Here is a 26,967-nt window from a genome sequence, read left to right on the forward strand (position 1 = left end):
AGTCCTCTGGATGCGGCATTTCTACCGGGCTTCGGACGTGATCCACGTCTATTCTCGGTCCATGACTCAGAGCGAGGACGCGAACCGCTGGAGCCACCTTCCCGAGCCCGTGTCCCTGGAGGACACGATCACGATGAAGGCGATCGACCCGGGCAAGGACGGCACGCCCGAAGTCGACCTCGAGCGCTATTGGGCAGCGCAGGAGCAGGGCCGATTGTGAGCTGAAGGACGCTTTCCCCGCATCCGATGCGGAGAAAGCGTCCTTCATCGCTCTTACGAAAGGAAAGTTCCTTTCAGCTCGCGCCGCCGGGCTGCCACAGGATGTCGCCGTCCGGATTCGCCAGCCGCGACAGGATGAACAGCAGGTCCGAAAGCCGGTTCAGGTACTTGATCGCCAGCTGGTTCGTGGCGGCCTGCTCGGCCTCGAAAAGCGCCCAGCCGGACCGCTCCGCCCGCCGCGCGACCGTGCGGGCCTGATGCAGGAACGCCGCACCCGGGGTGCCGCCCGGGAGAATGAACGACGTCAGCTTCGGCACGCGCTCGTTGAACTCATCGCACCAGCCTTCGAGCCGCTCGATGTACCGCTCGGTGATCCTCAGCGGCTCGTACGGCGGGTTCTCCACGATCGGCGCGCACAGATCCGCGCCGACGTCGAAGAGATCGTTCTGTACCGCACGCAGCACCTGCGTGATCTCCTCGGGAAGACCGCCCATCGCGAGCGCGAGCCCGATGACGGAGTTGGCTTCGTCGACGTCGGCGTACGCACCCAGCCGTGGCGAGGTCTTCGGCACGCGGGAGCCGTCGCCGAGCGCCGTGGTGCCGTTGTCGCCGACCTTCGTGTACACGCGGTTGATGCGAACGACCATGAAGCCGACTCTACCGGCCCGGCGTAAGGCAAATCCGGGCGAGAGGGCATGATTGGCGCCCATGAGCGAGCACTTCGACGTGCACGGCGGAGCTCGGCTGGTCGGCGAGGTCGACGTGGTCGGGGCCAAGAACAGCGTCCTGAAATTGATGGCCGCGGCCCTGCTGGCCGAGGGTACGACGACCATCACGAACTGCCCCCAAATCCTGGACGTCCCGTTGATGGGCGACGTCCTGCGCAGTGTCGGCTGCGACGTCGTCATCGACGGCGACACCGCCAAGATCACCACCCCGGCCGAATTGTCGCACCGGGCCGATTCGGCCGCGATGGGCAAGCTGCGCGCGTCGGTGTGCGTCCTGGGTCCGCTGGTCGGACGGCTCAAGCAGGCCGTCGTCGCGCTGCCGGGCGGCGACGCCATCGGTTCCCGTCCGCTGGACATGCACCAGAACGGCCTGCGCAAACTGGGTGCCACCAGCACCATCGAGCACGGTTGTGTGGTGGCGAAGGCCGACGGGCTGCGCGGCGCGCAGATCTGGCTGGACTTCCCGAGCGTCGGCGCCACCGAGAACATCCTGATGGCCGCCGTGCTCGCCGAGGGCACCACGGTCATCGACAACGCCGCGCGTGAGCCCGAGATCGTCGACATCTGCACGATGCTGATCGAGATGGGCGCGAAGGTCGAAGGCGCCGGCACCTCGACGCTCACCGTCGAGGGCGTCGAGAAGCTGAACCCCACCGAGCACCGCGTGATCGGCGACCGGATCGTCGGCGCGACCTGGGCGTTCGCCGCCGCGATGACCAGGGGCGACCTGACCGTCCGCGGCGTCAACCCGCACTACCTCGACCTGGTCCTCGACAAGCTCCGGCTGGCGGGTGCCGAGGTCGAGACGTTCGACGGCGAGGGTTTCCGCATCGTCCAGAACGAGCGCCCGAAGGCCGTCGACTGGGTGACGCTGCCGTATCCCGGTTTCGCGACCGACCTGCAGCCGTTCGCGGTGGCGCTGTCCGCGGTCTCCGAAGGCACGTCGATGATCACGGAGAACATCTACGAGGCCCGGTTCCGGTTCATCGAAGAGATGATGCGGCTTTCCGGCGACGCGCGTACCGATGGCCACCACGCCGTCGTGCGTGGCGTGGAGAGGCTCTCGAGCGCCCCGGTGTGGGCCGCCGACATCCGCGCCGGTGCGGGGCTGGTGCTGGCCGGCCTCTGCGCGGACGGCGTCACCGAGGTCTGGGACGTCTTCCACATCGACCGCGGTTACCCGCACTTCGTGGAGAACCTGAACCGGCTCGGTGCCAGGATCGAACGCGTGGCGGGCGAACCCGACCGGACCTGACGAAACGCGCGTGAAGGCCCCCTTCCCTCGGCTCAGCCGAGGGAAGGGGGCCTTCACGCGTGATCAGGGTCGGGCGTTGTAGGACGGCCTCCTCGTCTCGTGTTTCCGGAGACGGGATTCAAAGCGGAAAGTCAGCCGCCGAAAGTAGTCACGCGTCCTTGCGCCCGCCGGGTCCCGGCGTACAGCGCGGCACCCGCGGCCAGCGAACCCAGCCCGGTCAGCAGCACGGGTTCGAGCTCGAAACCGGTCTTGGCCAGCGAAGGCGGGCCCGCGACGACGCTGACCGCGCTGTCGGCGCGAGGCGCGACGGCTGCGGCCTGGACCGCTGCCGGAACGACGGCGGGGCGTACGACATCGCCGTGCGGTCCCCCGGGTGGAGGGGTCTCGGCCGGTGGGTTCGTGGCGGGCGGTGTCCGGTCCGGCGCGCAGGCGGTGTGCGCGGGATTGCCGCGCCCGACGCCGTGGTTGCGGTCGCATTCGTAACCCGCGTTGGCGTCCGAGCCGCCGGGCAGTTGTCCGGGCGGGTTCTTGTTGTCGGCCTTGCCGACACAACCGGCGCAGGGCTTTCCGGCGGCTTCGCCACCACCGTTGCCGTTGGCCGAGGGCGAACCGTCCCGGGTGGAGTCGTAGGGCCCGTGCTTGTTGGCACCGTGACCGGAGAAGTCCGCTTTGGACGGAGGCTGCGGTTTGGTGGTGTCCTTGGCATGGCCAGGAGGAGCACCTCCGTTGCCGCGCTCGCCGGCGTCGGCGGGGCCCGCGCCGAGGAGAAGGAGGGAGAAGGCGGCTCCGGCGATAACGCCGTAGGTCTTCTTGGTCATCGAAGCCTCCTAAGGTCGCGCCATTGCGACATTCGGAGTATCGCGTAAACGACCGAAGAGGTTACTCGAGCACCAAAGCCGCGCCGAAGCCGACCAGCGCGGTCCCCGTGACGCCGTCGAGCGCGCGCCGGACCTTGCGGCGTTCCAGCCAGGCCCGCACGCGGTGCACGAAGAACAACAGCGTCAGCAGCCAGACCGCGCCCAGCACCGCGACGGTGTAGGCGAGCAGCAGCGCGTGCCAGGCCGACGTCGTCACGGGGTCGAGGAACTGCGGCAGCACCGACAGGTACAGCACGAGCACCTTCGGGTTGGTGATGTTGGAAAGGAAGCCCTCACGGAAACGGCGGAACCCGCTCGACCGTTGCCGCTTCACCGCTGTGACGCCGGAGTAGTCACCTCGCCACGCACCACGCAACGCCTGGAAACCGAGGAAGACGAGGTACGCGGCGCCGACCCATTTGAGCGTCACGAACACCGGCTGCGACTGCGCGATGACGACGCCGAGGCCGAGCGCGGCGGCGGTGCCCTGGACGGCGTTGGCCACGAAGATCCCGGCCGTGGTGAGGAAACCGCCGCGGGTGCCGCCGGAGAGCGAGTTCTTGAGCATCACCATCGTGTCCGGCCCTGGCGCGAGGACGATCAGGACGACGATGACCAGATAGCTGCTGTACGAACTCCACGTCACGGTCGCCCACGCTAGACGCCGGGCACGGGGTGAGTCTCGCGGATTTCGGTCACAGTCCCGGGGGCCTTCTTGTACTTGGCAAGGTGTGAAGGTCGAGTTCCTTACCTTCAGGGTAGGCAAGGAGGCCTTCACTACCTGACCCACGATCAGCCGCAGGCAAATCCAGTCGGTACCTGAGACGCTCTTGGCCTTGACGCCGAAACGCCACCCGCGCCGACGACTCGGATAGGTCCGTTCGGCCCGGAATTTCACCGACGAACGGACACTGTCGCCCGTCACCCGGACGGGTAGTGTGCCGTGGCATGCATGAGGGGCAGATCGACCTCCTCCCGGGCGAACGGGTCATCTGGGCCGGGCAGCCGGTGCGCAGGCCCCTCTTCAATCCCGGCGACCGGTTCAACGTCCCCGTCGGTCTGGTCTGGCTCGGTGGCGTCACGCTGTTCTTCGCCGCCAACCACGAAACGGCGTTCCACCTGACCGCGTGGGTCGTGCTCACCGCCGCGGGCGTCTTCCATCTCGCCGGCAGGCCGCTGATCCGCTACCTCAGGCTCGCCTCGACCACGTACGCCGTGACGGACGGCCGGGTCATCGCGACCAGTTCGCTCGTCCGCCGCAAGGAGGAGTCCGCGGCGCTGGCCGGACTGGCGGATCCCGTTGTCACGCCTGGGCCCGGCAAGACCGGGACGATCACCTTCGGCAGGCTCGGCGTGCTGGCGTGGGCGTCGGCGAACTTCGGCGCGGGTACCGGGAAGGACCGCGAGCCGCCGGTCATCCTCGTGGGTGTCAGCGACGTGTCGAAAGTGCGGGAGAAACTCGCGAAAGCCGTGGATGAGGCACGAGAGCGCCAGGGTTCCATCGCCGAGGAATGACCCGACTGTGTGCCATTCAGCCACCGAGAATGACTCGACTGTGTGCCATTCAACTGCGCGGCCGATGTTACCGGCCGGTACACTCAGACGGTCGTCCAGCTGTGCCCGACCCGGAGGTGCACCGTGCCCTATCCCACGGACCGTGAACGGGACCGCCCCTGGGTGATGCGGACCTACGCGGGCCACTCGTCCGCGGCGGCGTCCAACGAGCTGTACCGCCGTAACCTCGCGAAGGGGCAGACCGGCCTTTCGGTCGCCTTCGATCTGCCGACGCAGACCGGCTACGACCCGGATCACCAGCTGTCCAAGGGCGAGGTCGGCAAGGTCGGCGTCCCGGTTTCGCATCTCGGTGACATGCGGCGCCTCTTCGACGGCATTCCGCTCGCCGAGGCCAACACGTCGATGACGATCAACGCGCCCGCCATGTGGCTGCTGGCGCTCTACGTCTCCGTCGCGCGCGAGCAGGCCGAAGCCGAAGGCCGTGACGTGGACGAGGTCCTGGCCAAACTCACCGGCACCACGCAGAACGACATCATCAAGGAATACCTCTCCCGCGGCACCTACATCTTCCCGCCGGGCCCGAGTCTCCGCCTGATCACCGACATGATCGCGTGGACGGTGCACCACGTGCCGAAGTGGAACCCGATCAACATCTGCAGCTATCACCTGCAGGAAGCGGGCGCGACGCCGACGCAGGAGGTCGCGTACGCGTTGTGCACCGCCATCGCCGTCCTCGACGCGGTCCGCGACTCCGGACAGGTCGAACAGGCCGACATGGCCAAGGTGGTCGCGCGGATCTCGTTCTTCGTCAACGCCGGCGTGCGGTTCGTCGAAGAGATGTCGAAGATGCGTGCGTTCACCGCGCTCTGGGACGAGATCACCAGGGATCGTTACGGCGTAACGGATCCCAAGGCACGGCGGCTGCGTTACGGCGTGCAGGTCAACTCGCTGGGCCTGACCGAGGCGCAGCCCGAGAACAACGTCCAGCGCATCGTGCTGGAGATGCTCGCGGTCTCGCTTTCCCGTGGCGCCAGGGCTCGCGCGATTCAGCTGCCCGCGTGGAACGAGGCGCTCGGCCTGCCCCGGCCGTGGGACCAGCAATGGGCGCTGCGGATGCAGCAGGTGCTCGCGTTCGAGACCGACTTGCTGGAGTACGAGGACATCTTCGACGGCTCGCACGTCATCCAGGCCAAGGTCGACGAGATCATGGCCGGCGCGCGCGAGGAGATCGCGCGCGTGCAGGATCTCGGCGGCGCGGTCGCGGCCGTCGAGAGCGGCTACATGAAGTCCCAGCTCGTCGCCTCGCTCGCGGAGTACCGGCGCGGGATGGAGAACGGTGAGCGGATCCTGGTGGGGGTCAACAAGTTCGAGACCACCGAGCCGTCCCCGTTGCAGGCCGAGGGCGCCAAGGCGATCGAAACGATCGACCCCGCCGTCGAAAAGCAGGCCGTCACCGCGATCGAGGAATGGCGGACGCAGCGCGACAACGCGGCCGCCGAGTCGGCGCTGGAGAAGCTGAAGTCCATCGCGAAGACATCGGAGAACCTGTTCGAGGCCACGATCAACTGCGCCCGTGCCGGAGTCACCACCGGCGAATGGTCGGGCGCGCTACGCGAGGTGTTCGGCGAATACCGTGCTCCCACCGGGGTTTCCGCGTCGGCGGCCGCGGGCGAGGGCAACGAGGAGATCCGCCGGGTCCGCGAACGGATCAAGGTGACGAACACCGAGATCGGCGAGCGGCTGCGGATCCTGGTCGGAAAACCCGGTCTCGACGGGCACTCGAACGGTGCCGAGCAGGTGGCCGTGCGGGCGCGCGACGTCGGTTTCGAGGTGGTGTACCAGGGCATCCGGCTCACCCCGGAGCAGATCGTCGCGGCCGCCGTCCAGGAGGGCGTGCACGTCGTCGGGCTTTCGGTGCTCTCGGGTTCGCATCTCGAGGTCGTGCCGCAGGTCGTGGACGGTTTGCGGGCCGCGGGCGCGGGGGACATCCCGGTCATCGTCGGCGGCATCATCCCGCCCGACGACGAGAAACTCCTGCTGGAACGGGGGATCGCGAAGGTGTTCACGCCGAAGGACTACGAACTCACCGACATCATGGACGGAATTGTCGGATTGGTGCGGGAGCGCCACGGCCTGAGCACGTAAAGTCACCGTAAATCTCGGTCCCGTAACGGCAGGTGGTTCGCCACCCGCTCACACTGCCCGTGCCAAGGTGCCCACCTACGTTTCGATTAAAACCGATTAATCGAAAAGAGGTGCCGCGATGGTGCACGGCGAATGGTCGAGGCGGGAGTTCTTCCGGCGGTCCGCGGTTCTGGGCGCGGTGACGCTCGGCGGTCCGGTGCTGTTGTCCGCGTGCACGTCGACGTCTACCGGGGACGCGTTGCAGGCGGCCAAGGACGCGAAGAAGATCAAGATCGGTATCGCGAACGAAGCGCCGTACGGCTTCACGGATCAGAGCGGCCGGGTCACCGGCGAGGCGCCCGAGGTCGCCCGCGCCGTCTTCAAGGCCATGGGCATCGACAACGTGGACGCCGAAGCGGTCTCCTTCGACCAGCTGATCCCCGCACTCAACGCCAGGAAGTACGACGTCGTCGCGGCGGGCATGAACATCAAGAAGGAACGGTGTGACGCCGCGGCCTTCTCGATCCCCGACTACTCGGCGCTGACCGCTTTGCTGGTCCCCAAGGGAAACCCGCAGCAGGTGCTGAAGTTCGAGGACATCGCGGCCAAGAAGGTCAAGGTCGCCGTGCTTTCGGCGGCCGTGGAGAAGGGGTACGCCACCGATTCCGGCGTCGCCGAGGACCAGATCGTCACCCTCGATTCGCAGGACAACATGCTCCGCGCGGTCACCGACGGCCGCGTCTACTGCGCCGCGCTCACCGACATCTCCCTCAAGGACGTCCTGGCGAAGAGTCCCGGTGCGGCGGCCGAAGTCACGCCGGGCTTCGATCCGATCAAGGACGGCAAACCGGTCGTGTCCGCCGGTGCCTTCGTCTTCCGCAAGGACGACAACCCGTTGCGCGAGGCGTTCAACGCCGAACTCAAGAAGTTGCAGGACAGCGGCGAATGGACCAGGATCGTGACGCCGTTCGGGTTCTCGGCGGACAACCTGCCGAAACCCGGCGTCGCCACCGAGACACTCTGCGCGGTGTGACGGGCGAACCACATGTCCTCGTCGGTATCGCATATCATCACGTCCGTCCTCAGTGGACTGACCGCGACCGTCACCGCGGCGCTCGGCGGGATCGCGCTCACCGTGGTGCTCTCGCTGGCCGCCGGGCTGGCGCTGAGATCCCCGTCCCGGCCGGTGCGGGGGATTTCCCGGTTCTACGTAGAGATCTTCCGCGGCACCTCGGAAGTCGTCCAGCTGTTCTGGCTCTACTTCGTGCTTCCGGTGCTGGTCGGCCTCCAGCTGGTGCCGATGTTCGCCGGGATCCTGGTGCTGGGCCTCAACCACGGCGCCTATGGCGCGGAGATCGTCCGCGGTGCGGTGAACTCGGTCCCGCGCGCGCAGTTCGAGGGCGCTATCGCGCTCAACCTGAGCCCGGCCCAGCGGATGCGGCGGGTGATCCTCCCGCAGGCGTTCGCGGAAATGCTGCCACCGTTCAACAATCTCTTCATCCAGTTGCTGAAGAGCACCGCCCTGCTGTCGTTCATCGGGGTCCCGGAGATGGCCCGCCAAGGTGAACTGCTGCGGCCGGTGTTCAGTGCCGAGATCGGCTGGATCTACGGTACCGAACTCGTGCTCTACCTCCTGCTCGCGTTGCTGGTCACGAGCGGGATGCGGCTGCTGGAACGGCTCGCCGCGCGGCGCCTCGGCCGGGCCCCGGCCAAGATGACGGCCACCGCGGGAGGTGTGTGATGGACTGGAGCTGGAAATCGGCCTTCGATTCGATTCCCCTTCTGCTGGAAGGGCTTCTCGTCACCGTCGAGATCACCCTGCTCGCCTCGCTGGTCGGATACGTGCTCGGCCTGGTGTTCGCGTTGCTCCACCGCACCGGGATTCCCGTGCTGTCCCAGGCGATCCGGTTGTTCATCGAGTTCGTCCGCAGCACGCCGCTGCTGATCCAGGTGTTCGTTCTCTACTACGTGATCCAGCCGGTGGGCGGCATGACGTTGTCCCCGTTCGCCACCGGTGTCATCGCGCTCGGCGTGCACTACGCGACGTACGCGGCCGAGGTCTACCGTGCCGGGATCGAGGCCGTCCCGAAAGGACAGTGGGAGGCCGCGACCGCGCTGAACCTCCCGCGGTCGCGGGTGTGGACGGCGGTCGTCCTGCCGCAAGCGGTGCCGCGGGTGCTGCCCGCGCTCGGCAACTACACGATCTCGATGTTCAAGGAGACCCCGTTGCTGCTGGCGATCGGCGTCGTCGACGTCCTCGCGAGGGCGAAGGAGGTCGGCGCCGACACGTTCCGCGTCGTCGAGCCGTACACCCTGGCCGGGGTGCTGTTCCTGCTGGTGAGCCTGCCGGCTTCGATTCTGGTGAGAAGGTTGGAGCGACGTGCCGCCCACAGTTGATTCCCCGATGATCCGGTTCTCGCAGGTGGTCAAGTCCTACGGGGACCACGTCGTGCTGCGGGACCTCGATTTCACCGTCGCACCGGGGGAGTTCGTTTCGCTGATCGGGCCGAGCGGGTCCGGGAAGACGACGATCCTGCGGCTGCTGATGACACTGGAGAAGGTCGACGGCGGCACGATCGAGGTGTGCGGCGACTACCTGAGTCATCGGAAACGCGACGAAAAGCTGGTCCCCGCGGACGAGAAGCACCTGCGGGAGGCGCGCAAGCGGATCGGCATGGTGTTCCAGCAGTTCAACCTGTTCCCCAACATGAACGTGCTGCGCAACATCACCGAGGCGCCGATCCATTCGCTCGGCGTCGCCAAGGACGAGGCCGAGGCGCGGGCCGCCGAACTGCTGGAAATGGTGGGGCTCACGGACAAGAAGGACGCGCACCCCACGCAGCTTTCCGGCGGCCAGCAGCAGCGCGTCGCGATCGCCCGCGCGCTCGCGATGCGGCCGGACGTGCTGCTGCTGGACGAGGTGACCTCGGCGCTCGACCCGGAACTGGTCGCCGACGTCCTGCGCGTGCTGCGCGAGATCGCGGCGTCCACCGACATCACGATCCTCTGTGTCACGCACGAAATGCAGTTCGCGCGCGATGTTTCGGATCGGGTGATGATGTTCGACCAGGGGCAGGTGCTGGAGGACGCGACGCCCGAGAAGCTGTTCAACGACCCGGATCACGACCGGACGCGGCGGTTCCTCAAGGCGGTGATCGACCGGGCGTGAGGAGAGCCGCGGCGGAGAGATGTCGGTACCGGTGGTCGTGAGTGGTAAGTGTCGTTAGAACGACACTTATCACTCACGACGACGGTGACCCATCCGGCCCGCCGCTCTCAAAGGCTCGTCAGGATCTCCTTCGTCGAGGTGACCGTGGCGAACCCGCCGCCGTGCAGGTTCGTCGCGGTCGCCTTGGACAGTTCGTCGGCGGTCAGGACGCTGCCGTCCGGCCCGGCGAGGTCGAAGGTGAAGGTGGCGTCGAGCGCGAAAGTCACGTCGTAGCCGAGGTTTCCGCCGACGCGCGCGGTGGTCTCGCAGCAGAAATTCGTCTGGATACCGGCGAGCACGAACGACGTGATGCCGCGGGTCTTCAGCCACCCGTCGAGATCGATGTCGCCGTGGAAGGCCGAGTTGACCTTCTTGCCGAACACCAGATCCGCGCGCACGCCGTCGAGTTCGGGTTTGAAGTGGTTGCCCTCCTGCCCCGGTCGCAGCGACGAGCCGGGTTTCACGGAGTCGTGGTGCACGAGCACGACCGGCAGCCCGCGCTCCTGGTAGGCGTCGACGAGCGCCTTGATGTTGGCCTCCGCGCCGGGGTTGTTGCGCGGACCCCAGACGGGTTTGTCGAAGCCGCGCTGGACGTCGATCACGAGCAGGGCCTTGTTCTCAGTGGTCATGGCTTCGAGCTTCACGCGCATCGTCATCGAAGGGGGAGTGGCAGAAGAAGCGCGATGCGGTACTTTCCTGCCATGCGAACCGTGGGTGTGCTCCTGCTGCCGGGCAGCCGGGCCTTCGACCTGGGCGTGATCGGTGAGGTCTGGGGTGTCGACCGGACCGACAGCGGTATCGGTCCCTTCAAAGTCCGGCTCTGCGCGGCCGGCCGCGGCTCGATCGCCGTCCATCCGTTCGGCCGGATCGAGGCCACGCACGGGTTGAGCGGGCTGGCGGGCTGCGATCTCGTCCTCGTGCCCGGCCGGGTGGATCCGCACGCCGAGGTGCCCGCGGCCGCCGTCGCCGCGCTGCGCAAGGCGCACCGGGCGGGCATCACCGTGGCGTCGCTGTGTTCCGGGGCCTTCACGCTCGCCGCGGCCGGATTGCTCGACGGCCGGTCCGTGACCACGCACTGGCGGCTGCTGGACGACCTCGAAGCCGCCGCTCGCGACGCCGTCGTACAGCGGGACGTGCTGTTCACCGACGAGGGTGACGTCCTGACCTCCGCCGGAGTGGTGGGCGGGCTGGATCTCTGCCTGCATCTGGTGCGCCGCGATCACGGCGCCGAGGTCGCCGCGGCCCTGGCACGGCGGCTGGTGATGCCGCCCGCGAGGGAAGGAGGACAGCGGCAGTACGTCGACAACCCGTTGCCGCCCAAGCCGTCGCGGCCGAGTGTATCGTCCACAATGGACTGGGCGCTGGAGCGGATCGCCGACGACATCGGCGTCGACGACCTCGTCGGGCACGCCGGGCTGAGCGAGCGGACCTTCCACCGCGAGTTCGCGGCCGCCACCGGCGTGACACCGGGCCGGTGGCTCCGCGCGCAGCGGGTGCGGCTCGCGCGGCGGCTGCTGGAGACCACCGAACTCCCGGTCGAGCGGGTCGCGCAGCGATCCGGCCTCGGCACCGCCGCCAACCTGCGACGACGGCTCCGGGCCGACGTCGGTGTCGGGCCCGATTCGTATCGCCGGACGTTCCGGTCGGTTACCGTCGAAGCATGGCCGAGTACGAGCACATCCTCGTGAAACGGGACGGTGACACCGTCACGATCACCATGAACCGCGCCGCGCGGCGCAACTCACTGTCGGCGGACCACCTCGCCGAGCTGCTCGCGGCGTTCCGCGAGGCCGGGGAAACCGACGCCACCGGGATCGTCCTGGCAGGCGCCGGGCCGGTTTTCTCGGCGGGACACGACTTCGGCGACGTCGCCGCGCGCGACCTGATGGGCGTGCGCGAGCTGCTGCGGCTGTGCACGGACCTGATGGGGACGATGCAGTCCGTCCCGCAGGTCGTCGTCGCGCGGGTGCACGGGCTCGCGACCGCGGCGGGCTGCCAGCTGGTGGCCTCGTGCGACCTCGCCGTCGCCGCGGAGTCCGCCGGCTTCGCCCTTCCCGGTGGCAAGGGCGGCTGGTTCTGCCACACGCCCGCGGTGCCGGTGGCGCGCGCGATCGGGCGGAAACGCCTGATGGAACTGGCGCTCACCGGCGACGTCGTCGACGCCGCGACCGCGCTGGACTGGGGCCTGGTGAACCGCGTCGTACCGGACGACTCGCTGGACGAAGCCGTCGCTTCGCTGCTCGGACGGGCGACGCGAGGGAGCCGGGCCAGCAAGGCGATGGGCAAGCAGACCCTCTACGCGCAGCTGGACCGGCCCGAGGCCGACGCCTACGCGCTGGCACTGGAAGTGATGGCTTCGGCTTCGCAGCTGCCCGGGGCGCGTGAGGGGATGGCGGCCTTCCTGGAGAAGCGTTCGCCGGTCTGGCCCGACTGAGTTCAGAGAACGCGCTCGCGCAGGAGCAGCAACGTGTAGGCGGCCAGCGTCTGTGCGTCGGTGATGTCGCCCGAAGCGATCATCTTCTCGAACTCGCCGCGCTCGAACCACGCCGTCCGCATGTCCTGCTCCTCGACCTCGCGCTGGGTTTCACCCTGCGTGAGATCGGTGGCGAGGAACACGTGCCCGCGCTGGCTGGAAAACCCGGGCGCGACATGGGTCTTGCCGAGGTCGGTCATCGAGCTCGCGATGAGCCCGGTCTCCTCCCGTAGCTCGCGGGCGGCGAGTTCGAGCGGCGGGACATCGGCCGGCTCGGGCGCGGTGCCCATCGGGAACTCCCAGCGCCGCATCCCGACCGGATAACGGAACTGCTCGACCAGGTGAAACCCGGCGCCGTCGAACGGGATCACCACGGCGCAGGTCGGTTTGTCGACGACGGCGTAGATCCCCTCGGAACCGTCGAGCCGCCGGACGGTGTCCTCGCGCAGGGTCATCCAGTTGTTCCGGTACACCTCACGGGAGCTGACACGCTGTACGGGGTCCATGCGCACAGTATCGCCGTGCTTGTCCTACCCTCGCGTGGTGCGCCTTGTGATCGCTCGCTGCCAGGTCGACTACGCCGGCCGTCTGACCGCCCATCTGCCGATGGCCACCCGGCTGCTGCTCGTGAAGGCCGACGGCTCGGTGTCCGTGCACTCGGACGACCGCGCCTACAAGCCGCTGAACTGGATGAGCCCGCCGTGCTGGCTGATCGAGGACGGCAAGCTGTGGATCGTCGAGAACAAGCAGGGGGAGAAGCTCGTCATCACGATCGACGAGATCTTCCACGATCACGCCCAGGAACTCGGCGCGGAACCGGGATTGCAGAAGGACGGCGTCGAGGCGCACCTGCAGGAACTGCTCGCCGAGCACATCAAGACTCTCGGCGACGGCTACACCTTGGTGCGGCGCGAGTTCCCGACCGCGATCGGGCCGGTCGACATCATGGCCCGCGACGCCGACGGGGCCAGTGTCGCCGTCGAGATCAAACGGCGCGGCGAGATCGACGGCGTCGAGCAGCTCACGCGGTACCTCGAACTGCTCAATCGCGACCCGCTGCTGGCGCCGGTGCAGGGTGTCTTCGCGGCGCAGATCATCAAACCGCAGGCGCGGGTGCTGGCCGAGGACCGGGGTATCCGGTGCCTCACGCTGGACTACGACGCGCTGCGCGGCATCGAGTCGGACGAGTTCCGCCTCTTCTGAGCAGCTCAAGTACATGAAGGTCGAGTTTCTTCGGCTTCACGCAGCTGGGGAGCCATCACGGGTGAGGGGGACTTTGAGGGACCCTGGGTCCCTCAAGGAGTCCTTCACGGACACCGCGGGCCCTGGCAGTCGCTGCACTGCGGCACGGTGAACAGCCGATATCGAATCGAGTCCATCATTCGGGTATCTGCATTCTTTCCCGCGCCACAGAATGCCCTAAAGGGCGCGAGAAATTAACGAACTCGTGTTCTCCGGCAAAAGAACCAGCTATTTCCGTGCCATTCGGGTGAACGCCGGATTGGCCGGTCTCGCGCTGTGTCACACTCGATTTCCGCGAGGGGTACCGCCGACATACGGCGGTCGCGGGTGCAGGGGTGATGGGCCATGGCTGATTCTCGGAAGAACGTCGATCTCGTGCTGGAAGGCGGCGGCGTCAAAGGCATCGGGCTGCTGGGCGCGGTACTGGAGTTGCACGAAGCCGGTTACGCGTTCCCCCGGATCGCCGGCACGAGCGCGGGTGCGATCGTCGCGACACTGGTCGCGGCGTATCAGAAGGCGGGGAAGGATCTCGGCGGTCTGGAAGCGGTGATGAACGATTTGGACTGCCGCCGTTTCCAGGACCAGTCCCTGCTCGACAAGGTCGCCGGACCGATCGGGGACGGCGCCGATCTGCTCCTGCACGACGGGATGCACTCCGGTGACTATCTCACCGAATGGCTCACCCCGTTGCTGGAAGAGGTCGGCGTGCGCACTTTCGCTGATCTCGCCATCGAGGATCCCGAAGGTACTTTGCTTCCATACCAACGGTATTCGCTCGTGGTTCACGTCAGTGACCTGACCCGCCGCGTACTCGTCCGGTTGCCTTGGGATTATTCCCAGTACGGCCGCGATCCCGGTGCGGAGAAGATCGTCGACGCGGTTCGCGCGTCGATGTCGATCCCGCTCTATTTCCGGCCGGTGCAGTTCGACGTCCACCCCGAGGGCACCGTCACGTGGGTCGACGGCGGCCTGCTGTCGAACTTCCCGATCACCGTCTTCGACCGGACCGACGCGAAGAAGCCGCGGTGGCCGACCTGGGGCGTGAAGCTGTCCGGGGAACCCGCGGGCGGCAAGGACGAACCGGTGAAGAGCGCGTTGCGGATCGCCATCGGTTCGCTCGAAACCCTGCTGTCGGACTGGAATCGTTACCGGTTGCACGAGGAAGGTGTGAACCGGCGGACGGTGTACGTCGACACGACCGGGGTTTCCGCCGTCGACTTCGGGCTCGGCGAAGAGGAGAAGAAGCGCCTCTTCGAAAGCGGGCGCGAGGCCGCACGGAAGTTTCTGGAAAAGATCGTGCCGCAATGAACTCGCCGGCGGTATTCCGGTGGGATGAGGGATAGGAGGATCCCATGCGTTATCGCCCGATCGGCAGTGACCCGGCGGACGGCCGTCTCGGCCGGTTCGTCCCGGACGACTGGCGCCACGTCGAGCGCTATCCGTTGACCGCGCTGGCCACCGAGGACCGGCCCACCCGGTCGCCGGTCGTCATCGGTGTCAACTGGTACAAGGAATTCGACGTACCCGAGAAGGACGAGAAGTCCGGCGAATTCTTCGTCGCGAAAGGCGGCGCGAAATCGCTCACCAGGATCCGCGGCGGGCACTGTGTCTGCCTCGAACCCGGTGAATCGACCGACGGCGACGCCCAGTACGCCTTCTACGACCAGGGCAAGGAAGGCGCCTGCGTCGGCTTCGGCTGGTCGCGCTGCATGACGATGTTCAACGGCGACCTGTACGCCGCGCGGTGGCTGTGGGACCAGTCGAAACTGCGTGACGAATGGGGCGAGACCAACCCCGGTGACAACAACGGCACGTCCGTCCGCGCGGCGGCCGAGGTCCTGCTCGAACTGGGTCACGTCCCGTGGTCGGAGACCTACACCGACGACGACCACGTCGAGCGGGCCGCCTACACGCCCGACGTCAAAAACGGCCTCCATGCCTATCGCTGGGCGACGTCGGTCGACGAGGTGCACGAGGTGCTGGGCAACCCGCGTGCCGACGAACTCGGCGCCGTGCCGTTCCTCAACTCGTGGGGCTCGGGCTACCCGCACCGCACGTACCTGCCGGACGACGTCCTCGCCCGGTTGATCCAGGAGGACGGCGAAGTGGGCCTGCCCACGGACCGGTAGACCCCCGCCGGTCACGGGAAGGGGCCGTTCCGGCGACGGAGCGGCCCTTTTCCGGGAGCATGGCGGACCGCCGGGTATCCCGGTCCCGGATGGCGGCGGCTGCGCTGGGCGGAACTCGCCCGCCCACCGGCGACCCGGTCGTCCCACCCGGGGGCGGTGCCGTTGCTTCCTGCAGTTGTCTTGAAGCCTCCGGCGACCGGACAGGAATTGTCAAGAATTGTCCCGAAACAGACACGTCGGGGCGGTCGCCGCCCACCCGCACTGCCGCTCCTGAATCCATGCAGTATGGTCCGCGATTGACGTGATCCAGGCGTTTCTCGTGGACATTTTCACTATGGAGGTGAGTCGGTTGCACGTGCTGGCCGATGCGAACCTGCGGCTCGACGCAAGTCCGATCGACTACGTCCTGCTCGCCTTCTATTTCGCGCTGGTGCTCGGCATCGGGTACATGGCGCGAAGGTCGGTTTCGAGCAGCCTCGACTTCTTCCTCTCCGGCCGCTCCCTGCCCGCCTGGGTCACCGGTCTCGCCTTCATTTCGGCGAACCTCGGCGCGGTCGAGATCATGGGCATGTCGGCCAACGGCGTGCTCTACGGTCTGCCGACCGTCCACTACTTCTGGATCGGCGCGATCCCGGCGATGCTGTTCCTCGGCATCGTGATGATGCCGTTCTACTACGGCTCGAAGGTCCGCAGTGTCCCGGAGTTCATGCTCCGCCGGTTCGGCAAACCCGCCCACCTGGTCAACGGCATCAGCTTCGCGAGCGCGCAGATCCTCATCGCCGGCGCGAACCTGTTCCTGCTCGCCAGCGTGGTGAACCTCCTGCTCGGCTGGCCGCTGTGGGTGTCGATCATCGTCGCGGCCGCGGTCGTGCTCTCCTACACCGCGCTCGGCGGCCTCTCCGCCGCGATCTACAACGAGGTCCTGCAGTTCTTCGTGATCGTCGCGGCGCTGCTGCCGCTGACCATCGTCGGTCTGGTGAAGGTCGGCGGCTGGCAGGGCCTGGTCGACAAGGTCAGCGCGAGCCCCGGCGGCGACGCGCAGCTGTCCTCCTGGCCGGGTGACAACCTCACCGGCTTCGGCAACAGCTTCCTTTCGGTCCTCGGTCTCGTCTTCGGTCTCGGTTTCGTGCTGTCCTTCGGCTACTGGACGACGAACTTCGTCGAGGTCCAGCGCGCGATGGCGTCGAAGAGCATGTCGGCCGCGCGGCGGACGCCGATCATCGGTGCCTTCCCGAAGATGCTGATCCCGTTCATCGTCATCATCCCCGGCATGATCGCCGCGGTCACCGTTTCCGAGTACGTCCAGGACAAGCAGATCCTGCTCGACGGCGGCGAGGCGCCCAGTGGCGTGACCGCGAACAACGCGATCCTGCTGCTGATGCGCGACCTGCTGCCCAACGGCATGCTCGGGGTGGCGCTCGCCGGTCTGCTCGCCTCGTTCATGGCGGGCATGGCCGCGAACCTGAGCTCGTTCAACACCGTGTTCACCTACGACATCTGGCAGTCGTACGTGAAGAAGAACGAGTCGGACGGCTACTACCTGCGGCTCGGCCGCCTGGTCACCGCGGTCGGGACCGTGCTCGCGATCGGCACCGCGTTCATCGCGTCGAACTCCGGGAACATCCTGACCTATCTGCAGGACCTGTTCTCCTTCTTCAACGCGCCGCTGTTCGCCACCTTCATCCTCGGCATGTTCTGGAAGCGGATGACGCCGACGGCGGGCTGGGTCGGCCTCGTGTCCGGTACCGCCTCCGCGATCACCGTGTGGCTGCTGTCGCAGGCCGGGGTCCTCGGGCTCACCGGGCAGGGCATCAGCTTCGTGGCCGCCGGTACCGCGTTCGTCGTCGACATCGCGGTCAGCGTCGGGGTCTCGCTCGCCACCGCGCCGAAGCCGGAGGCCCAGCTGGTCGGCCTCGTCTACTCCCTCACCCCGAAGGAGTCGCTGAAGCACGACGAGACCGGCGACGACGCGGGCTGGTACCGCAAGCCGGGGCTGCTCGCGGGCATCGTGCTGATCCTGACCATCGTGCTCAACATCGTCTTCTAGGAGGCCGGAGATGGCTGCGTCGCAAGCTCCCAAGAAGGCCGGCGTCTTCGACATCCGGCTGATCATCGCGCTGCTCATCGGCGGCTACGGGCTGGTGCTCACGATCATGGGGCTTTGGTTCACCACCGACGAGGAGCTGGCCAAGGCCGCCGACGTCAACATCAATCTGTGGGCGGGTATCGGCATGCTGGTGTTCGCGGCGCTGTTCATGCTGTGGGCGAAGCTGCGCCCCATCGTGGTGCCGCCGAGCACCGACGGCGAGGGTGGCGAATAGCCGGGTTGTCCGGACACCGGCGAGGAGCTCCGGCTACCGTGCACTTCGTGCTGTTCAACGCTCGACGTCGCCGGATCGCGTCCGTGCTGGCCCTGGTGGCCGCGCTCGGCGCGCTGTCGGCCTGCGGTCAGAACCTCGGCAAGTCCAACTTCGCCCGGACCACCGTCGCCGCCGAAGCCGGTTCCGGCTCGGTGCCCGACGGGGAGATCAACGATCCCGCGGTCACCCCGGCGGTGCTGCGCTCGGTCGACCCGTGCGGGCTGGTGAGCAAGGAGGTGCTGAGCAGCCTCGGCACGCCGGAGGAGCCGACGGCGAACCTCAGCTCGTTCGGCACCTGCCGCACGAAGGCCGTCGACGCCGGAGGCAAGGAACTCACGGTCCGGGTCGAAATCGGTGCGTCCACCTATCTCTCGAGCAACGGCGTCACCGTTTCGGCGGTCGAGGGATTGCCGCAGATCGAGCGGAAGGACAAGGACGGGAAGAGCTGCGACGTCGGCATCATGACCCTGCGCAAGCCCGAGCGCGGGATCAGCTTCTCGGTCACCTACGACGGCGGTGACCCGTGTGCGACAGGCCGTGCGGTGGCCGCGAAGGCCGTGAAGAGCCTGCACGCGTCACCGGCGAAATACCCGGCCGTCGCGGGCACGCTCACCGGTGTCGATCCGTGCACCGCCGCCGACCCCGCCGTCCTCAGCGAGGTGGTGCCGCACGGCGCGACCACGCTGACCACCTTCCACTCCTGCGACTGGACACCGGGCTCCAATCCGCGGATCTCGATCGGCTTCCGCCGCGGCCTTCCGCCGGCGGAACGCGACGGGAACAAGAAGGTCGACATCGACGGCGTCGCCGTCTACCAGAAGGTCGGCACCGGCAGCGACGCCGAGTGCAAGATCGAGTGGCAGCACAAGCCGTGGGCGGACGACGAGGTCGAGATCGTCAGCGTCAACTACAAGAACTACGACGAGAAGAAGGACGAAGCGGCGTCGTGCGGCAAGGCGGCCAAGGTCGCCGGATCGGTGATCTCCAAGCTGCCGAAGCCCTGACGCTGGCGGCATCCGGCCGCGCGAGGTAGGAAGGGGACACCCCACCCGCCGACGTGCCGGAGGCCACCTTGAAGAAGATCATCAACGACCCGAAGACGGTGGTCGCGGAATCCTTGCGCGGACTCGCCGCGGCGCACGCGGACGTCCTGCGTGTGGAGGACGACCCGGCGCTCGTGGTGCGGGTGGACGCGCCCGTGGCGGGCAAGGTCGCGGTGATCTCCGGCGGCGGCTCCGGGCACGAACCGCTGCACGGTGGGTTCGTCGGGCGGGGCATGCTCGCGGCCGCCGTCCCGGGCGCGGTGTTCACCTCGCCGCCGCCGGACGCCGTGGAGGCCGCGGTCAAGGCCACCACCGGGGACGCGGGCGCGTTGCTGATCGTGAAGAACTACACCGGCGACGTCCTCAACTTCGAGACCGCCGCGGAACTCGCCGCCGCCGAAGGGCTGGACGTGCGCAGCGTGGTGATCGACGACGATGTCGCGGTCAAGGACTCCACCTACACCGCCGGCCGTCGCGGGGTCGGCGGCACGGTGCTGCTGGAAAAGATCACCGGTGCCGCCGCCGAACGAGGCGCCCCGCTCGATTCGGTGGAAGCGTTGGCGCGCAAGGTGATCGGCCAGGTCCGGTCGATCGGCGTCGCGCTCACCGCGCCGACCGTGCCCCACGCGGGCGAGCCGAGTTTCGACCTCGCCGACGACGAGATCGAGTTCGGCATCGGCATCCACGGCGAGCCCGGTATCGAGCGGACCGCGGTGGTGACGGCGGACGAACTGGTCGCGCGCATGGTGGAAGCGGTGGTCACGGACCTGCCCTTCGCGGAGGGTGACAAGGTCCTGCTGTTCACGAACTCGATGGGCGGTACCCCGTTGGTCGAGCTGTACCTGGCACACGGGATCGCCGAGCGGCTGCTGGCCGAGCGTGGGATCGTGGTCGAACGGCGCCTGGTGGGGCCGTACATCACCAGCCTCGAGATGCAGGGGATGAGCCTGACGTTGCTGAAACTGGACGACGAGCTGACCGAGTTGTGGGACGCGCCGGTGAACACCCCGGCCCTGAGGTGGGGAGTCTGATGGCCTGCACCGCCGAGACACTCGCCGCCGCCTTGCGGGCGGCGGCCGCGGTGATCGCCGAGCATCGAGCCGAACTGGTCGACCTCGACCGCGCGATCGGCGACGCCGACCACGGCGAGAACATGGACCGCGGATTCGGTGCCATCGTGTCCGCTTTGGACACCGCCACCCCGGAAACCCCCGCCGCGGTCGCGAAGCTCGCCGCCACGACGTTGATCTCGAAGGTCGGTGGCGCGGCGGGCCCGTTGTACGGCACGGCCTTCCTGCGCGCGTCGGTCAAGCTGGGCGACGCGGCCGAAGTGGACGGTCCGCTGCTCGTCGAGGCCCTGCGCGCGGCACTCGAAGGAGTGCAGGCGCGAGGCAAGGCCGTCGGGGGAGACGCGACCATGGTCGACGCCCTGATCCCCGCCGTCTCCGCCGCCGAGGAAGCCTCCGGATCCGGCATCGCGGAGATCCTGTCCGCGGCGGCGGACGCCGCGGACAAGGGCGCCGAGTCCACTGTGGAACTCGTGCCCCGCAAGGGCCGGGCCTCGTACCTCGGCGAGCGGGCCAAGGGGCATATGGACCCCGGCGCCCGTTCGACGGCGTTGCTGCTGCGCGCCTTCGCGGAGGCCGCCAAGTGAGCGTCGGAATCGTGCTCGTCTCCCACAGCGCCAAACTCGCCGAAGGACTCGCGGAACTCGCCGCGCAGATGGCGCCGGACGTCACCATCTCGGCGGCGGGCGGCCTGGCCGACGGCGGGATCGGGACGGACTACGACGAGGTCGTCGCCGCGACACAGCGCGCCGATTCGGGTGCGGGCGTCGTCCTGCTGTACGACCTGGGCAGCGCGCAGATGACCGCGGAACTGGCCGTCGAATCGCTCGCCGATCCGTCGGCCGCGGTCGTCGTGGACGCGCCGCTGGTCGAGGGCGCGATCGCCGCCGCCGTCGCGGCGCAGGGCGGGGCGGACCGCGAGGCCGTCGCCGGAGCGGCCGCGTCGGCGGGCGCGCCGCCGGACCTGACGTTCGACGAAGGCTCGCAGGACGGCGAGAGCAGTGTCGAACTCACGCTGCGGAACGACGTCGGGTTGCACGCGCGGCCCGCCGCCGTACTGGTCCGGAGCATCGCGGGGCTGGACGCGCAGGTCACCGTGCGGCTCGGCGACGAGACCGCGGACGCCAACAGCGTGCTCGCGCTGATGGCGCTCGGTGCCCGTCAGAGTGACCGGATCGAGGTCCGCGCGAAGGGCGCGCAGGCCGAGGAAGCCCTCGCCAAGGTCAAGGATCTCGTCGACCGGAACTTCGGCGAGTGAGCTGAGGTCCGGCTTTCGCAGCAGCCCAAGTACATGAAGGCCCCCTTCATTGCGTCTAGCGCCGTGATGGGGGCCTTCATGTACTTGGCCCTGGCCGCCGGGCGGTAGCAAAGGTCCCTTGATCCCTCGCCTGATGCAAGGAAAGGCTCTTTCCTTGCAAAATTTGCCAGGAAAGGACCTTTCCTTGCATCGGACCCGCGGTGAAGGCTCGCATACGGGGAAAGCGTCCTTCGGCTCTCGTCCGTGAGTGACACTTACTCGATTCGGAGGGTGACAGCCGCTGCTTTCCACGCCCCGGCATGGCACGATCGGAGAAACTACCAGCGAGTAACCTCCGGAGGCCGGTTGTGGCGCGGGAAATCTCGAGTGTGGGAGTCATCGGTCTCGGCACCATGGGTGCCGGGATCGCCGAGGTGCTCGCGCGGAGCGGCGTGTCCGTCGTGGCGGTGGAGATCGACGACGACGGCGTCCACCGCGGCCGGGGTCATCTGGAGCATTCGACCGAACGGGCGGTGACCGGCGGCAAACTCGACGCCGACGGCCGGAGCGCGCTGCTGGACCGGATCCGCTACACCACGTCGCTGACCGAACTGTCCGATGTGGACCTGGTCATCGAGGCGATCCCGGAGAACCTCGAAGCGAAATCCGACGTATTCGCCCAGCTGGACAAGATCACCGGCCCGGACACGATCTTCGTCTCGAACACCTCGTCGCTGTCGATCACCGAGATCGGTGTGCACACCGCGCGGCCGGGCAAGGTCGTCGGGATGCATTTCTTCAACCCGGCGCCGATTCTCAAGCTGGTCGAGATCGTCCGTACCGTCGTCACCGAACCCGAGGTGGTCACCGACGTCGTCGCGTTCGCCGAACGCCTCGGCAAGACCCCGGTGGTGATCGGCGACCGCGCCGGGTTCATCGCCAATGCCCTGCTCTTCGGGTACCTCAACCACGCCGTGCGGATGTACGAGCAGCGCTACGCCACGCGTGAGGACCTCGACGCGGCGATGCGGTTCGGTTGCGGATATCCCATGGGGCCCTTGGCTTTGCTCGACCTCATCGGGCTGGACACCGCGTACGAGATCCTCGACACGATGTACCACCAGTCGCGTAACCGGCTGCACGCGCCGGCACCGCTGCTGAAGCAGATGATCACCGCCGGGCTGCTCGGCCGGAAGACGGGCCGGGGTTTCTACACCTATGACGAACCCGATTCGCCGACGGTGACCGACGCGGTCACGAAGTCCGTTGTGGACACCGTGAACACAGTGGACGCAGTGGTGCCTCGTGAGGTGCGCAAGGTCGGCGTCGTCGGGACCGGGACCATGGCGACGGGCATCGTCGAGGTGTTCGCGAAACGCGGTTACGAGGTCATCCTGCGGGCGCGGAGCGCGGAGAAGGCCGCGGCGTCGGTCGCGAGGGTGAAGAAGTCGCTGGACAAGGCCGTCGTCAAGGGCAGGCTGTCCGAGGAGGACGCCGCCGCCGCGCTCGGCCGGATCTCGCCGGCGGTGGAGTTCGAGGAACTGACCGACGTCGACCTCGTGGTCGAGGCGGTGGCCGAAGACCTGGCCGTCAAACAGGCGGTTTTCGCCGCGCTCGACGACGTCGTGAAGCCGGGCGCGGTCCTGGCCACGACGACGTCGTCCCTGCCGGTCATCGAATGCGCGGCCGCCACTTCGCGGCCTTCGGACGTGGTCGGCGTGCACTTCTTCAATCCGGCGCCGGTGATGAAACTGGTCGAGGTCGTCTCGACCATCGCCACCGCGCCCGACGTGATCGCGACCGTCGACGCCGTCTGCGCGGCCGTGGGCAAGCATCCCGTGCACTGCGGTGACCGGGCCGGGTTCATCGTCAACGCGCTGCTGTTCCCGTACCTGAACGACGCGGTGAAGATGCTCGAAGCGCACTACGCGGAGGCCGACGACATCGACACCGCGATGAAGGTGGGCTGCGGGCTGCCGATGGGCCCGTTCGAACTGCTCGACGTCGTCGGGCTGGACGTCTCGCTGGCGATCCAGCGGACCCTGTTCAACGAGTTCCGCGAAGAGGGCTTCGCGCCCGCTCCGCTGCTGGAACACCTCGTGACCGCCGGGCGGCTCGGCCGGAAGACCGGAAAGGGATTCAAGGACTACTCGGCCCGGTAACTTGGGTGCCATGCCGGTTTCCTCGGGGGTCAGGAAGCGGATCAAGGAACTCCTCGATCCGGACGACGAGATCCACTACGTGTTCCCCGCCGACATCCTGGGCAGTACCAATCCCAGCGTGTTCTTCGCGGTGACCCGCAAGACGATCACGGTCCTCACCACCGGGTACCTGAGCCGGAAGACCCCGAAACGGGTGGTCGCGACGAGCCTGCGGAACCACCGGATCGGACCGGTCGACACGTCGACCGTCCCGTGGTTCAAGTTCAACGGCGTCGACTACGAGATCGACGACGAGTACATCTCGGTCGTCCACGCCGCCGACGCGGAGATCCTGCGGGACGGCGCTGAACCTGAAGATCCGCTGCCGGACCTCTAAGCTCCCGGGAGTGCGTCAGCTCACCTACGACGGGGTGCCCATCCCCGGCCTGAACGACCTGGTCCGGACGGCCATCCGGCTGCATCCCGCGCCCGGAATCCCCGGTCCGGACGAAAGCCACTTCGGCGGCCCGCTGCTCTGGCCGTCGGACGAGCCGTGGCCGGAGTGCCCGGTGACCTGGCCGCCCGACCCGGACGCGTCCGACGACGCGTGGGCGGGCGGGCATCGGCTCGACAAGCCGGTCCCGGTGATGGTCGTCGCGGCGCAGTTCTTCCGCGACGACTTCCCGGAGCTGCCGTTCCCGGAGGGCACCGACGTCCTGCAGATCCTGTTCTGCCCGATGGAGCACGACAGCCCGCATCACCAGGGTCCCGCGGTGCGGCTGGTCTGGCGTGATTCGGGCGAGGTGCGGGACATCACGGACATCAAGGACATCACTGTCCCGCCTCCCGCTCCTGACGGTGCCAAGGCCGCCTACGTGCCGGATCCCTGCGTTTTCGAACCTTGCTCGATCGACGAGTTGCCCCGGCTCTGCGACTTCCCGGCGGAGACCCGCGCCGCGCTCGGCATTCCCGAGGGCGCGGGCGACGACCCGGAGGGCTGGCCGGAGCTGGACCAGTACTCGAAGATCGGCGGCTGGACCGCCTGGGACGCGACCGATCGGCACGAGCTGGGCTGCCGGGAATGCGGCGCCGAACTGCGGCAGACGATCGCGCTGGCCTCGGAGGAGCACGAGGTCGGCTGCGGATGCGAAGTCGCCGAGGGTGAGGCGGCGGGCTGGTCCTTTCACCGCCAGAGGGTGCTGAACGTCTTCACGTGCCCCACCGACGTCACACATCCCTTCAAGGTCCGGATCGCGTAGGCGGTAGCAAAGGTCCCCCGCTCCAGTGCTGGAAGACGAGGTTCGTGTGCACCCGGGCGACCTCGTCGCGGGCGGTCAGTTCGTCGAGGACCAGCCGTTGCAGCTCGGTCGCCGAAGCGGTGGCGACATGCGCGAGGAAGTCGTCCGGGCCGGTCAGGTGGTAGACGGCGCGGACCTCGGGCAAGGCGAGCAGATGCTCGACGAACGAGTCGACCAGCGCCCGCCGGTGCGGGCGGACCTGGACGAACAGGAGCGCTTCGAGCGGTCGGCCGAGTTTGGCGGCGTCCACCTCCGCGCGCTGGCCGGTGATCACGCCGAGCTCGCGCAGCCGGTTGACCCGGTCGAGACAGGTCGAGGGCGCGACGCCGATCTCGGCCGCGAGATCCTTGTTCGAGATCCGGGCGTCGTTCTGAAGAAGCCGCAGAATGTGAAGATCAACCGTGCTCAGTTCGACGGAATCCGACATCGCCGAATGATATCCGAGGATATTGCGCCAGATCCGGAGAAAAACGCACCATCTGGCGTATGACCGCAACGCTGCGCACCCGAGCCGTCCACGCCGGCCGTGACGATCTCACGGACCTCGGCGTCCACGCCGCTCCGCTCGACCTGTCCACGACCTACCCGTCGCGGGACAGCCTCGAAGAAGCGGGCCGCATCGACGAATTCGCCGCCTCGGGCTCGCTGTCCGGGCTCCCGGTCTACGGGCGGCTGAGCAACCCGACCGTCGAACGCTTCGAGAAGGCGCTGGCCGAACTCGAAGGGTTCGACGACGCCGTCGCGTTCGCCACCGGCATGGCCGCGGTGTCGGCCTCACTGCTCGCCGCCGTCGCGCAGGGCAAACGGCACGTCGTCGCCGTCCGCCCGGTCTATGGCTGCACCGATCACATGCTCACGTCCGGTCTGCTCGGCACCGAGGTGACCTGGGCCGATCCGGAAGGCGTCGCGTCGGCGCTGCGGCCCGACACGGGGCTGGTGCTGCTCGAAACACCCGCGAACCCGACCCTGCGCGAGGTCGACATCGCCGAGATCGTGCGCGCCGCGGGCGAGGTCCCGGTGCTGGTGGACAACACTTTCGCGACTCCCGTGCTCCAGCGGCCCGGACGCCACGGCGCCCGGTTCGTCCTGCACAGCGCGACCAAGTTCCTCGGCGGTCATGGCGACGTCATGGGCGGCGTCGTCGCTTGCAACACCGAAGACGCGGGGATGCTGCGCCAGATCCGCTTCGCCACCGGAGGGGTGCTGCACCCGCTCGCCGGATACATGCTGCTTCGCGGCCTTTCGACTCTTCCGCTGCGCGTCAACGCCGCGTCCGCGACGGCCGCCGAACTCGTCGAGCGGCTTCGCGGTCACGCGAACGTGAGCGCCGTGCACTACCCGGCCGTCGGCGGCCCGCTGATCGCGTTCGAGGTCGAGGGTGATCCGCACGCGCTCATCGGCGCGGTCCGGCTGATCACCCCGGCCGTCAGCCTCGGCAGCGTGGACTCGCTCATCCAGCACCCCGCCTCGATCAGCCACCGGATCGTCGCCGAGGACGACCGGCGCGGCGCGGGGGTCACCGACCGGCTCATCCGCATGTCGGTGGGACTGGAGGACGTCGAGGACCTGTGGCACGACCTGGATCAGGCACTCAAGGCGTGCTGAATTCTGCGATCGTCGTCACCGGGATGTCGACAAATCGTCTGGCCTGGTTAACCTGGTCGGGTGAAAGATCTGGTCTCGTCCTGGGTGGAATCTTCGGCTCGTAGCACGCTTTCCCGGCTGCACCAGCAGATCGGTGTCGCCGGGCTGGCCGCCGCGGCGGCCGTGCCCGCGCTGTCGGCCGTCTTCGATCAGCACTCCGCCGCGGTGCGGGACATCCTCGCGGCGGGGGTCGAAGGCTCGGCGGCGGTCGCCGGGGTCGTCCTCCTCGCCGGCTACACGCGAGGGCTGCTCGACGAGGCGAAGACCAAGGGGTGGACGTTCCGTGCTCCGGCCGATCTGTCCGCTTGGACCACCAGCGACTGGATGACCGCGCGGCTGGTCGGCGTGTGTTCGCTGGCCGCCTCGATGGACGACCGGCGGACCCAGCCGGCCGGGAACGGGTAGGGCGGCCGGACGCCCCACCCGC

The 26,967-nt window shown here is 68.0% G+C and carries 30 protein-coding genes; 24 read left to right on the forward strand and 6 right to left on the reverse strand.

Going from position 1 to position 26,967, the window contains the following annotated elements; all coding sequences use genetic code 11:
- Nucleotides 1–61: 61 nt before the first annotated feature.
- The gene (locus ACLJQ7_RS24940) at nucleotides 62–220 is read left to right on the forward strand and encodes a hypothetical protein (protein ID WP_244162480.1); all 159 of its coding nucleotides are present in this window, start codon (nucleotides 62–64) and stop codon (nucleotides 218–220) included.
- Nucleotides 221–293: 73 nt separating this feature from the next.
- On the opposite strand, the gene ACLJQ7_RS24945 is transcribed toward ACLJQ7_RS24940, so the two are convergent.
- On the reverse strand, nucleotides 294–866 hold the full coding sequence (locus ACLJQ7_RS24945) for a cob(I)yrinic acid a,c-diamide adenosyltransferase (protein WP_034308929.1): 573 nt from the start codon (nucleotides 864–866) through the stop codon (nucleotides 294–296).
- Between the two features lie 61 nt (nucleotides 867–927).
- Here ACLJQ7_RS24945 and murA point away from each other — a divergent pair, with 61 nt between their 5' ends.
- On the forward strand, nucleotides 928–2,202 hold the full coding sequence (gene murA / locus ACLJQ7_RS24950; RefSeq protein WP_410650579.1) for a UDP-N-acetylglucosamine 1-carboxyvinyltransferase: 1,275 nt from the start codon (nucleotides 928–930) through the stop codon (nucleotides 2,200–2,202).
- Between the two features lie 131 nt (nucleotides 2,203–2,333).
- Here the strand turns inward: murA and ACLJQ7_RS24955 are convergent, their stop codons facing one another.
- Together ACLJQ7_RS24955 and ACLJQ7_RS24960 are read right to left on the reverse strand one after the other, a co-directional pair.
- Nucleotides 2,334–3,020: a hypothetical protein gene (locus tag ACLJQ7_RS24955; protein WP_410650580.1), complete on the reverse strand. Its 687-nt coding sequence runs from the start codon at nucleotides 3,018–3,020 to the stop codon at nucleotides 2,334–2,336.
- Between the two features lie 61 nt (nucleotides 3,021–3,081).
- Complete coding sequence (locus ACLJQ7_RS24960) at nucleotides 3,082–3,705, reverse strand: LysE family translocator (RefSeq protein WP_410650581.1); 624 nt, start codon at nucleotides 3,703–3,705, stop codon at nucleotides 3,082–3,084.
- 302 nt (nucleotides 3,706–4,007) lie between these two features.
- On the opposite strand from ACLJQ7_RS24960, the gene ACLJQ7_RS24965 reads away from it, so the two are divergent.
- From ACLJQ7_RS24965 to ehuA, 6 genes are all read left to right on the forward strand, one after another.
- Complete coding sequence (locus ACLJQ7_RS24965) at nucleotides 4,008–4,574, forward strand: hypothetical protein (RefSeq protein WP_410650582.1); 567 nt, start codon at nucleotides 4,008–4,010, stop codon at nucleotides 4,572–4,574.
- A 123-nt stretch (nucleotides 4,575–4,697) separates the two neighbouring features.
- Nucleotides 4,698–6,719, forward strand: a complete 2,022-nt coding sequence (locus tag ACLJQ7_RS24970; RefSeq protein ID WP_410650583.1) for a protein meaA — start codon at nucleotides 4,698–4,700, stop codon at nucleotides 6,717–6,719.
- A gap of 118 nt (nucleotides 6,720–6,837) precedes the next feature.
- Nucleotides 6,838–7,731: an ectoine/hydroxyectoine ABC transporter substrate-binding protein EhuB gene (ehuB, locus tag ACLJQ7_RS24975; protein ID WP_410650584.1), complete on the forward strand. Its 894-nt coding sequence runs from the start codon at nucleotides 6,838–6,840 to the stop codon at nucleotides 7,729–7,731.
- Nucleotides 7,732–7,743: 12 nt separating this feature from the next.
- Nucleotides 7,744–8,439, forward strand: a complete 696-nt coding sequence (ehuC, locus tag ACLJQ7_RS24980; protein ID WP_410650585.1) for an ectoine/hydroxyectoine ABC transporter permease subunit EhuC — start codon at nucleotides 7,744–7,746, stop codon at nucleotides 8,437–8,439.
- Nucleotides 8,439–9,095: an ectoine/hydroxyectoine ABC transporter permease subunit EhuD gene (gene ehuD, locus ACLJQ7_RS24985; RefSeq protein WP_410650586.1), complete on the forward strand. Its 657-nt coding sequence runs from the start codon at nucleotides 8,439–8,441 to the stop codon at nucleotides 9,093–9,095. The genes ehuC and ehuD overlap by 1 nt, the downstream gene beginning before the upstream one ends.
- Nucleotides 9,096–9,102: 7 nt before the next feature.
- Entirely contained in the window at nucleotides 9,103–9,867 is a 765-nt protein-coding gene (ehuA, locus tag ACLJQ7_RS24990) for an ectoine/hydroxyectoine ABC transporter ATP-binding protein EhuA (RefSeq protein WP_410650676.1), read from the forward strand.
- Between the two features lie 107 nt (nucleotides 9,868–9,974).
- Here ehuA and ACLJQ7_RS24995 read toward each other — a convergent pair whose 3' ends face one another.
- The gene (locus tag ACLJQ7_RS24995; RefSeq protein ID WP_410650587.1) at nucleotides 9,975–10,535 is read right to left on the reverse strand and encodes a cysteine hydrolase family protein; all 561 of its coding nucleotides are present in this window, start codon (nucleotides 10,533–10,535) and stop codon (nucleotides 9,975–9,977) included.
- A gap of 72 nt (nucleotides 10,536–10,607) precedes the next feature.
- Here ACLJQ7_RS24995 and ACLJQ7_RS25000 point away from each other — a divergent pair, with 72 nt between their 5' ends.
- Together ACLJQ7_RS25000 and ACLJQ7_RS25005 are read left to right on the forward strand one after the other, a co-directional pair.
- Nucleotides 10,608–11,594, forward strand: coding sequence for a GlxA family transcriptional regulator (locus ACLJQ7_RS25000; RefSeq protein ID WP_410650588.1), 987 nt, complete (start codon nucleotides 10,608–10,610; stop codon nucleotides 11,592–11,594).
- Nucleotides 11,567–12,340: an enoyl-CoA hydratase-related protein gene (locus tag ACLJQ7_RS25005; RefSeq protein WP_126732670.1), complete on the forward strand. Its 774-nt coding sequence runs from the start codon at nucleotides 11,567–11,569 to the stop codon at nucleotides 12,338–12,340. The genes ACLJQ7_RS25000 and ACLJQ7_RS25005 overlap by 28 nt, the downstream gene beginning before the upstream one ends.
- A gap of 2 nt (nucleotides 12,341–12,342) precedes the next feature.
- On the opposite strand, the gene ACLJQ7_RS25010 is transcribed toward ACLJQ7_RS25005, so the two are convergent.
- Nucleotides 12,343–12,885 carry an NUDIX domain-containing protein gene (locus tag ACLJQ7_RS25010; protein ID WP_410650589.1) on the reverse strand — a complete coding sequence of 181 codons (543 nt, stop codon included), beginning with the start codon at nucleotides 12,883–12,885 and terminating at the stop codon, nucleotides 12,343–12,345.
- A gap of 37 nt (nucleotides 12,886–12,922) precedes the next feature.
- Between ACLJQ7_RS25010 and nucS the strand changes: the two genes are divergently transcribed.
- The 12 genes from nucS to ACLJQ7_RS25070 all read left to right on the forward strand — a co-directional run bounded on the left by nucS (nucleotide 12,923) and on the right by ACLJQ7_RS25070 (nucleotide 24,857).
- Nucleotides 12,923–13,582: an endonuclease NucS gene (gene nucS, locus ACLJQ7_RS25015; RefSeq protein ID WP_034308895.1), complete on the forward strand. Its 660-nt coding sequence runs from the start codon at nucleotides 12,923–12,925 to the stop codon at nucleotides 13,580–13,582.
- A 384-nt stretch (nucleotides 13,583–13,966) separates the two neighbouring features.
- Nucleotides 13,967–14,929: a patatin-like phospholipase family protein gene (locus ACLJQ7_RS25020; RefSeq protein ID WP_410650590.1), complete on the forward strand. Its 963-nt coding sequence runs from the start codon at nucleotides 13,967–13,969 to the stop codon at nucleotides 14,927–14,929.
- 44 nt (nucleotides 14,930–14,973) lie between these two features.
- Entirely contained in the window at nucleotides 14,974–15,750 is a 777-nt protein-coding gene (locus ACLJQ7_RS25025) for a hypothetical protein (RefSeq protein ID WP_410650591.1), read from the forward strand.
- Between the two features lie 349 nt (nucleotides 15,751–16,099).
- Entirely contained in the window at nucleotides 16,100–17,797 is a 1,698-nt protein-coding gene (locus ACLJQ7_RS25030) for a sodium:solute symporter family protein (RefSeq protein ID WP_410650677.1), read from the forward strand.
- A gap of 10 nt (nucleotides 17,798–17,807) precedes the next feature.
- On the forward strand, nucleotides 17,808–18,071 hold the full coding sequence (locus ACLJQ7_RS25035; RefSeq protein ID WP_410650592.1) for a hypothetical protein: 264 nt from the start codon (nucleotides 17,808–17,810) through the stop codon (nucleotides 18,069–18,071).
- Nucleotides 18,072–18,118: 47 nt separating this feature from the next.
- On the forward strand, nucleotides 18,119–19,114 hold the full coding sequence (locus tag ACLJQ7_RS25040) for a DUF3558 domain-containing protein (RefSeq protein ID WP_410650593.1): 996 nt from the start codon (nucleotides 18,119–18,121) through the stop codon (nucleotides 19,112–19,114).
- Nucleotides 19,115–19,182: 68 nt separating this feature from the next.
- The gene (dhaK, locus tag ACLJQ7_RS25045) at nucleotides 19,183–20,184 is read left to right on the forward strand and encodes a dihydroxyacetone kinase subunit DhaK (RefSeq protein WP_410650594.1); all 1,002 of its coding nucleotides are present in this window, start codon (nucleotides 19,183–19,185) and stop codon (nucleotides 20,182–20,184) included.
- Nucleotides 20,184–20,807, forward strand: coding sequence for a dihydroxyacetone kinase subunit DhaL (gene dhaL, locus ACLJQ7_RS25050; RefSeq protein WP_410650595.1), 624 nt, complete (start codon nucleotides 20,184–20,186; stop codon nucleotides 20,805–20,807). Before dhaK ends, dhaL begins: the two co-directional genes overlap by 1 nt.
- Nucleotides 20,804–21,478 (forward strand): dihydroxyacetone kinase phosphoryl donor subunit DhaM, encoded by a 675-nt coding sequence (gene dhaM / locus ACLJQ7_RS25055; protein ID WP_410650596.1) that lies wholly within the window; start codon nucleotides 20,804–20,806, stop codon nucleotides 21,476–21,478. Before dhaL ends, dhaM begins: the two co-directional genes overlap by 4 nt.
- Nucleotides 21,479–21,825: 347 nt before the next feature.
- Nucleotides 21,826–23,619: a 3-hydroxyacyl-CoA dehydrogenase family protein gene (locus ACLJQ7_RS25060; protein ID WP_410650597.1), complete on the forward strand. Its 1,794-nt coding sequence runs from the start codon at nucleotides 21,826–21,828 to the stop codon at nucleotides 23,617–23,619.
- 10 nt (nucleotides 23,620–23,629) lie between these two features.
- Nucleotides 23,630–23,995 carry a hypothetical protein gene (locus ACLJQ7_RS25065; protein ID WP_410650598.1) on the forward strand — a complete coding sequence of 122 codons (366 nt, stop codon included), beginning with the start codon at nucleotides 23,630–23,632 and terminating at the stop codon, nucleotides 23,993–23,995.
- A 10-nt stretch (nucleotides 23,996–24,005) separates the two neighbouring features.
- Nucleotides 24,006–24,857, forward strand: a complete 852-nt coding sequence (locus ACLJQ7_RS25070; protein ID WP_410650599.1) for a hypothetical protein — start codon at nucleotides 24,006–24,008, stop codon at nucleotides 24,855–24,857.
- Here the strand turns inward: ACLJQ7_RS25070 and ACLJQ7_RS25075 are convergent.
- Nucleotides 24,838–25,323, reverse strand: a complete 486-nt coding sequence (locus ACLJQ7_RS25075) for an Lrp/AsnC family transcriptional regulator (RefSeq protein WP_410650600.1) — start codon at nucleotides 25,321–25,323, stop codon at nucleotides 24,838–24,840. The genes ACLJQ7_RS25070 and ACLJQ7_RS25075 overlap by 20 nt on opposite strands.
- A gap of 59 nt (nucleotides 25,324–25,382) precedes the next feature.
- Between ACLJQ7_RS25075 and ACLJQ7_RS25080 the strand changes: the two genes are divergently transcribed.
- Nucleotides 25,383–26,501 carry a trans-sulfuration enzyme family protein gene (locus ACLJQ7_RS25080; protein WP_410650601.1) on the forward strand — a complete coding sequence of 373 codons (1,119 nt, stop codon included), beginning with the start codon at nucleotides 25,383–25,385 and terminating at the stop codon, nucleotides 26,499–26,501.
- A gap of 60 nt (nucleotides 26,502–26,561) precedes the next feature.
- Nucleotides 26,562–26,945, forward strand: a complete 384-nt coding sequence (locus ACLJQ7_RS25085) for a DUF6401 family natural product biosynthesis protein (protein WP_410650602.1) — start codon at nucleotides 26,562–26,564, stop codon at nucleotides 26,943–26,945.
- Nucleotides 26,946–26,967: the final 22 nt, after the last annotated feature.

It is taken from the genome of Amycolatopsis sp. cmx-4-54 (assembly GCF_046548895.1).
Classification (GTDB): domain Bacteria; phylum Actinomycetota; class Actinomycetes; order Mycobacteriales; family Pseudonocardiaceae; genus Amycolatopsis.

What these genes read in the sequence shown, in the direction of transcription:
- ACLJQ7_RS24940 (WP_244162480.1), top strand. Translation starts at nt 62, where the DNA reads ATGACTCAGAGCGAGGACGCGAACCGCTGGAGCCACCTTCCCGAGCCC.
- ACLJQ7_RS24945 (WP_034308929.1), bottom strand. Translation starts at nt 866, where the DNA reads ATGGTCGTTCGCATCAACCGCGTGTACACGAAGGTCGGCGACAACGGC.
- murA (WP_410650579.1), top strand. Translation starts at nt 928, where the DNA reads ATGAGCGAGCACTTCGACGTGCACGGCGGAGCTCGGCTGGTCGGCGAG.
- ACLJQ7_RS24955 (WP_410650580.1), bottom strand. Translation starts at nt 3,020, where the DNA reads ATGACCAAGAAGACCTACGGCGTTATCGCCGGAGCCGCCTTCTCCCTC.
- ACLJQ7_RS24965 (WP_410650582.1), top strand. Translation starts at nt 4,008, where the DNA reads ATGCATGAGGGGCAGATCGACCTCCTCCCGGGCGAACGGGTCATCTGG.
- ehuB (WP_410650584.1), top strand. Translation starts at nt 6,838, where the DNA reads ATGGTGCACGGCGAATGGTCGAGGCGGGAGTTCTTCCGGCGGTCCGCG.
- ehuC (WP_410650585.1), top strand. Translation starts at nt 7,744, where the DNA reads ATGTCCTCGTCGGTATCGCATATCATCACGTCCGTCCTCAGTGGACTG.
- ehuD (WP_410650586.1), top strand. Translation starts at nt 8,439, where the DNA reads ATGGACTGGAGCTGGAAATCGGCCTTCGATTCGATTCCCCTTCTGCTG.
- ehuA (WP_410650676.1), top strand. Translation starts at nt 9,103, where the DNA reads ATGATCCGGTTCTCGCAGGTGGTCAAGTCCTACGGGGACCACGTCGTG.
- ACLJQ7_RS24995 (WP_410650587.1), bottom strand. Translation starts at nt 10,535, where the DNA reads ATGACCACTGAGAACAAGGCCCTGCTCGTGATCGACGTCCAGCGCGGC.
- ACLJQ7_RS25000 (WP_410650588.1), top strand. Translation starts at nt 10,608, where the DNA reads ATGCGAACCGTGGGTGTGCTCCTGCTGCCGGGCAGCCGGGCCTTCGAC.
- ACLJQ7_RS25005 (WP_126732670.1), top strand. Translation starts at nt 11,567, where the DNA reads ATGGCCGAGTACGAGCACATCCTCGTGAAACGGGACGGTGACACCGTC.
- ACLJQ7_RS25010 (WP_410650589.1), bottom strand. Translation starts at nt 12,885, where the DNA reads ATGGACCCCGTACAGCGTGTCAGCTCCCGTGAGGTGTACCGGAACAAC.
- ACLJQ7_RS25020 (WP_410650590.1), top strand. Translation starts at nt 13,967, where the DNA reads ATGGCTGATTCTCGGAAGAACGTCGATCTCGTGCTGGAAGGCGGCGGC.
- ACLJQ7_RS25025 (WP_410650591.1), top strand. Translation starts at nt 14,974, where the DNA reads ATGCGTTATCGCCCGATCGGCAGTGACCCGGCGGACGGCCGTCTCGGC.
- ACLJQ7_RS25035 (WP_410650592.1), top strand. Translation starts at nt 17,808, where the DNA reads ATGGCTGCGTCGCAAGCTCCCAAGAAGGCCGGCGTCTTCGACATCCGG.
- dhaL (WP_410650595.1), top strand. Translation starts at nt 20,184, where the DNA reads ATGGCCTGCACCGCCGAGACACTCGCCGCCGCCTTGCGGGCGGCGGCC.
- ACLJQ7_RS25065 (WP_410650598.1), top strand. Translation starts at nt 23,630, where the DNA reads ATGCCGGTTTCCTCGGGGGTCAGGAAGCGGATCAAGGAACTCCTCGAT.
- ACLJQ7_RS25075 (WP_410650600.1), bottom strand. Translation starts at nt 25,323, where the DNA reads ATGTCGGATTCCGTCGAACTGAGCACGGTTGATCTTCACATTCTGCGG.
- ACLJQ7_RS25080 (WP_410650601.1), top strand. Translation starts at nt 25,383, where the DNA reads ATGACCGCAACGCTGCGCACCCGAGCCGTCCACGCCGGCCGTGACGAT.